The organism is Pseudoxanthobacter sp., from assembly GCF_036822375.1.
Taxonomy (GTDB): domain Bacteria; phylum Pseudomonadota; class Alphaproteobacteria; order Rhizobiales; family Segnochrobactraceae; genus Pseudoxanthobacter.
Genome location: NZ_DAISHT010000227.1, coordinates 1 through 5,261 on the forward strand (window position 1 = coordinate 1; position 5,261 = coordinate 5,261).

Consider the following 5,261-nt stretch of genomic DNA (forward strand, 5'->3'; position numbering starts at 1 on the left):
TCCGAGCGGGCGGTGGAGAGGGCGTTGTCGAGGTCGTCCTCGGTCATCGCCACCTTCATGCCGCGCCCGCCGCCGCCGGCCGCAGCCTTGACGAGCAGCGGATAGCCGATCTCGGCGGCGACCTTGCGGGCTTCTTCCTCAGTGCGGATCTCGCCGTCGGAACCCGGCACCACCGGCAGGCCGAGACGCCGCGCGGTGCGCTTGGCCTCGATCTTGTCGCCCATCAGGCGGATGTGCTCTGCACTCGGCCCGATGAACTTGATGTTGTGGGCTTCCAGAATTTCGGCGAACCGGGCGTTCTCCGACAGGAAGCCATAGCCCGGATGCACGGCCTCTGCGCCGGTGATCTCACAGGCGGCCAGCAGCGAGGGGATGTTGAGATAGCTGTCGCGCGCGGCCGGCGGGCCGATGCAGACGCTCTCGTCGGCAAGGCGCACATGCATGGCATCGGCGTCCGCCGTGGAGTGGACGGCCACCGTGGCGACCCCCAGTTCCTTGCAGGCGCGCAGGATGCGCAGTGCGATCTCGCCGCGGTTGGCGATGAGAATCTTCGAGAACATGGTCACTCGACGATCACCAGCGGCTCGCCGAATTCCACCGGCTGGCCATCCTCGACGAGGATCTGGGTCACCGTGCCGGCCTTCGGCGCCGGAATCTGGTTCATGGTCTTCATGGCTTCCACGATCAGCAGCGTCTGGCCGACGCTGACATGATCGCCCACTTCCACGAACGGGCGGGCACCCGGCTCCGGCGCGCGGTAGGCGGTGCCGACCATGGGCGATTTCACCGTGCCCGGGTTGGAGGCGGGGTCGGCGGCGGCCGGTGCGGCCGCAGCAGCCGCCGCTGCCACGGGGGCAGGTGCCGCGGCAAACACGGTGGCGGGCGCAGCGTGGCGGGCGATGCGGATGCGCAGGTCGCCCTGCTCGACTTCGATCTCGGACAGCTCGGTCTCCTTGAGGAGATCGGCAAGCTCACGGATCAGGGACTGGTCGATGGTCGGTTTCTTGCTGGTCATGGGCCTTATGCGGTCTCTTGCCTGAGCCGCCGCGGGGCCGTTCCGGCGCCTGGCGCGGGCAACGGCGGTTGCGGGGGCGGGAGGGGCTTCGGCGGGCGGCGTCAGCTGTCCTGCGCCGGCTGCAGCATGGCAGCCAGCGCTTCCAGCGCCAGGATGTAGCTCATGGGGCCGAAGCCGGCGATGACACCGGCCGCCGCCGGTGCGATGAACGAGTGATGGCGGAATTCCTCCCGCGCATGGACGTTGGACAGGTGCAGTTCGATCACCGGCAGCCCGACGGCGCGGATGGCATCGTGAAGCGCCACCGAAGTGTGGGTATAGGCGCCGGCATTGAGGGCGATGCCCCGCACGCCGGCATCCGCCGCCTCGTGGATCCAGTCCACCAGCACGCCTTCGTGATTCGACTGGCGGAAGTCCACGCTGAGGCCCAGCCGCGCGCCCGCGGCCGTGCAGCGCTCGCCGATCTCGGCCAGCGTCGTGGAACCGTAGATGCCCGGTTCACGCTTGCCGAGGCGGTTGAGGTTGGGGCCGTTGAGGACGAGGATCGGGATCGCCATTCGCGCTGCCATCGGATGGATCGGAACCGGCTCCGGCCCGCCGGCGGGGCGGTGGCCGGGCGGCCCTGATGCGGGTTCCTGCAGGCCGGCGGCCATGACCGCCCGTTCGGGGCGGCCCTGTGCGCCGTCTGCAGAAGGAGGCCTCCTTATAGGCGCAAGCGGCCGCCGTGAAAATGGGGTCCGCGTGCGGTGCAAAAGAGCGCCATCCGGCGGGCCGGTTTCCGCCGTCAGGTTGCAAAACGGCCGGTTAGCAGCTCGAAGCGCCGCCGCACTTTCGCACGGTGTCGATGCGCTGCTGAAGGGTGGCCACGCCGACCGCGCCCGGCAGAATGCTGTCGCCGACCACATAGGACGGCGTGCCGGAAATCTGCAGCGCCTGCGCCAGCTCGTGGGTCTGCTGCAGGGTGGCGGTCACCTCGGGCTTCTGCATGGCGGCTTCAATGGCCGCCTTGTCGAGGCCGAGGCCGGTTGCAACCTTCATGGCGCTGGCGCCGTCCGCCGGCCCGTTGATGCGGAACAGGGCGCGGTGGAAAGCGGCATATTTGTCGGGCGCCACCGCTTCCACGCCAAGGGCGACGCGCGCGGCTTCCACGGAGCCTTCCGTCAGGATCGGGAATTCCTTCAGCACCACGCGCAGCTTGGGGTCTTTGTCCATCAGGGTGAAGATGTCTTCGGCCGAACGGCGGCAGTAGCCGCAGTTGTAGTCGAAGAACATCACCAGCGAGACATCGCCCTGCGGGTTGCCGAGCACGATCTGGTTGTCGCCGCCGGTCAGCAGCGCGGCCTGCGCCTTGATGGCGTCCTTCTGTTCGGCCGCCGCCGCCGCTTCCTGCTTCTGCTGGAGGGCGTTGGAGACCTCCACCAGAACCTCGGGATTCCGCACCAGATAGTCGCGGACGATGGCCTCGATCTCGCTGCGCTGCTTGTCGGTGAAGCTGTTGTCGGCGGCGGCAGCCGGCAGGCTTGCCGCCGCCAGTGCCACGGTCAGCGCGCCCGCGCCGGCAAGGCGCATCGGCAGGCGGCGGGACAGTCGCAGCATCGGTCGGCTCATGGGTCGTGTTCCGTTTGAAGCGGGAGAAAAAGGGGGCGCGGCCGGGCGCTTCAGCGCCCGAGCTTCGGCACCGAGGCGGAGGTGATGTCGTCAGCCTGCACCCAGGCCGGTGTGCCGGTTTTCAGGCCGGCCTTGGCGCGCATGGCATAGTGCTTGGCCTGCGCCACGGCGCCATCGGCGAAATAGCCCTGCGCGGTCGCCAGATCGGCCATCGCCGTGTCGCCGGCCTGGCTGTAGGCCATGGCAAGGTAGCGGTAGGCGCTGCTGTCGTCCGGGTCGTCGCGCACGGCGCGGTTCAGCTCCGGAATGGCCTTTTTGGCATCGGCCGGGTTGCCGGTGGCCACCAGCGCCTGACCGTAGAGCGTGCGGATCGGGCCGGCATTGGGGGCGAGCGAAACGGCCTTCTGCAACGGGCCGACGGCGCCGCGCGGGTTGCCGAGTTCCAGCATCGACTGCCCCTTCAGTTCCCAGAAATAGGGGTTGTTGGGCTGCTCCCTGAGCAGCGCATCGATCTGTGTCTGGGCGGAGGCATTGTCGCCGAGGCGATAGGCGAGAATGGCGCGGGCGTAGCGCGCCGGCATCGAGGTGTTGGAGGCCGGGAACTGACGGGCCACGCTCTGCGGCTGGCCGGTGAAGGCCGCCAGCTTGGCGCGCACCATCTCATGGCGGGCCTGCAGCGCGGGGGCATCCTTCGCGTTCCAGTAAGGGCTTGCCTGCGCCTTGGTCTCAAGGTTCTGCAGACGGTCGCGCGCCATCGGATGGCTCTGGGCATAGGGGTCGGCATAGCGGGCGGCCATCATCTGGTCGTTGGCCATGCGCTCGAACGTCTTGATCATGCCCTGCGGCGACTGGCCGGTGCGCTGCAGGTAGGTGAGGGCGGAACGGTCGGCCGCATCCTCCTCGCCGCGCTGGTAGGCCAGCAGCGAGCGCTGGCCGACACTCATGCCGCCGCCGATGGCCGCCGCGCCGCCGCCGACCATCGCCGAAGAGCCGGTGGCCGCGCCCGCCGCCACCGCACCCGCGCCCGCCAGCATGCCGATGACCGCCAGCAGCTGGGCGCGCGCCGCCGCCTCGTGAAGGCGCGACAGGTGGTTGCCGGCGATGTGGCCGGTCTCGTGGGCGAGCACGCCGATCACCTCGTTCGGCGATTTGGCATCGATGACGACACCCGTGTTGACGAAGATGCGCTGGCTGTCGGCGACGAAGGCGTTGAAGGCGCGGTCGTTCACCAGCACCACATGGGTGTTGTTGTTGGGCAGGCCCGCGGCCTTCAGGATCGGTTTCAGGTAATCGCGCAGCAGCTGCTCGGTTTCCGCATCGCGCACCACCGCCAGACTGCGGCGGCTCTGGGCCTGCGCCGCAACCGGGGCGAGGGCAAGGTGAAGGCCGGCGACGAGTGCCGCCGCCGTGGCGATCCGGCGCGGGGCGCGCGCAGTCGCGGCGGAAGGCGGCGCAGAAAACGGCGACAGCGGCAGGCGGCAGGCGGCAGCAAGCCGCGTGAGGCATCGGGCGATCATGAGTCCTCTGCGCTCTCTTCCCAGAAAACGGGCGGGCCATGGCGGGCTGCCATGGCCGGAGTGAGGTCCGGGTCCGGAAATGTCCGCGTCCGCGACCGGTGAAAACAGACCACAGGCCGGCGGCCGGCACGGATCCGGCAGGTGACTGGAAGCGTCCGAAAGACTCCGCCGCCCCGGCGCGGTCCCCGTCCGCACGGCCGGCATGGCATGAGCACCGTTCGCATCCCCCCGGGGCGAAACGTTGCCTTCGGCACAGGATCGGCCTCCGGCATCTGTTGATAGAGCTTGATTTCAACGGCAGCAATTGGGCAACACGGCGGCAGCAAGAGAAGACCCGGAGTTGCCTCCATGACTGACATGCCCGTTTCCTGCCCGGCCGGCGCCCCCCGGCCGCAGCCTTCCCGCCGCAGCGCCGTCGATGCGTTCATCGCCATGGATGTGATGAGCGCCGCCGTCGCGCGCGAGGCGACCGGGGCGGAGGTGGTGCGCATGGAGGTGGGGCAGCCTTCCGCCCCGGCGCCGGCGCCGGTGATCGCCGCGGCCCGCGCCGCACTCGATTCCGGCCGCATCGGCTATACCGAGGCACTCGGCCTGCGGGCCCTGCGCGAACGCATCGCCCGCCACTATGGCGAGCGCTACGGCGTCGATGTCCCGCCCGAGCGCGTGGTGGTGACGACCGGGTCTTCCGGCGCGTTCAATCTGGTCTTTCTGGCCGCCTTCGATGCGGGCGAGCGGGTGGCGCTGCCGGTGCCGGGCTATCCGGCTTATCGCAACGTGTTGCAGGCGCTGGATATCGAGCCGGTCGAGATCGAAACCGGCCCGGCGAGCCGCTGGTCGCTTTCGCCGCAGAGTCTTCTGGCAGCCCATGCGCAAACGCCGCTGAAGGGCGTGCTCGTGGCAAGCCCCAACAACCCCACCGGCACCGTCATGCAGCCGGCGGCGCTGGGCGGACTGATCGATGCCGCGCACGGCCAGGGGCTGTGGTTCATCTCCGACGAAATCTACCATGGCCTCGTTTATGACGGCGAGGAGCGCACGGCGCTGTCGTTTTCCGACGAGGCGATCGTCATCAACTCGTTCTCGAAATATTACTGCATGACCGGCTGGCGCGTCGGCTGGGC

Annotated in this window: 6 protein-coding genes; 1 reads left to right on the plus strand and 5 read right to left on the minus strand. The window is 69.3% G+C overall.

What is annotated here, in order from left to right:
- From V7067_RS15240 to V7067_RS15260, 5 genes are all read right to left on the minus strand, one after another.
- The coding region (locus V7067_RS15240; protein ID WP_334176760.1) for a biotin carboxylase N-terminal domain-containing protein at positions 1 to 560 on the minus strand (560 nt) is incomplete at its 3' end.
- Positions 561 to 562: 2 nt separating this feature from the next.
- Positions 563 to 1,015 carry an acetyl-CoA carboxylase biotin carboxyl carrier protein gene (gene accB, locus V7067_RS15245; protein WP_334176756.1) on the minus strand — a complete coding sequence of 151 codons (453 nt, stop codon included), beginning with the start codon at positions 1,013 to 1,015 and terminating at the stop codon, positions 563 to 565.
- Between the two features lie 101 nt (positions 1,016 to 1,116).
- On the minus strand, positions 1,117 to 1,572 hold the full coding sequence (gene aroQ / locus V7067_RS15250) for a type II 3-dehydroquinate dehydratase (protein WP_334176757.1): 456 nt from the start codon (positions 1,570 to 1,572) through the stop codon (positions 1,117 to 1,119).
- A gap of 247 nt (positions 1,573 to 1,819) precedes the next feature.
- Complete coding sequence (locus V7067_RS15255) at positions 1,820 to 2,611, minus strand: DsbA family protein (protein ID WP_334176758.1); 792 nt, start codon at positions 2,609 to 2,611, stop codon at positions 1,820 to 1,822.
- 62 nt (positions 2,612 to 2,673) lie between these two features.
- Entirely contained in the window at positions 2,674 to 4,140 is a 1,467-nt protein-coding gene (locus V7067_RS15260; protein WP_334176759.1) for a M48 family metalloprotease, read from the minus strand.
- Between the two features lie 357 nt (positions 4,141 to 4,497).
- Between V7067_RS15260 and V7067_RS15265 the strand changes: the two genes are divergently transcribed.
- Positions 4,498 to 5,261 (plus strand): aminotransferase class I/II-fold pyridoxal phosphate-dependent enzyme (locus tag V7067_RS15265; protein WP_334176761.1); only part of this gene is annotated, 764 nt, incomplete at its 3' end.

Bases quoted from the DNA above. Each gene is read 5' to 3' on its own strand.
- aroQ (WP_334176757.1), bottom strand. From the start codon at position 1,572: ATGGCGATCCCGATCCTCGTCCTCAACGGCCCCAACCTCAACCGCCTC.
- V7067_RS15260 (WP_334176759.1), bottom strand. From the start codon at position 4,140: ATGATCGCCCGATGCCTCACGCGGCTTGCTGCCGCCTGCCGCCTGCCG.
- accB (WP_334176756.1), bottom strand. From the start codon at position 1,015: ATGACCAGCAAGAAACCGACCATCGACCAGTCCCTGATCCGTGAGCTT.
- V7067_RS15255 (WP_334176758.1), bottom strand. From the start codon at position 2,611: ATGCTGCGACTGTCCCGCCGCCTGCCGATGCGCCTTGCCGGCGCGGGC.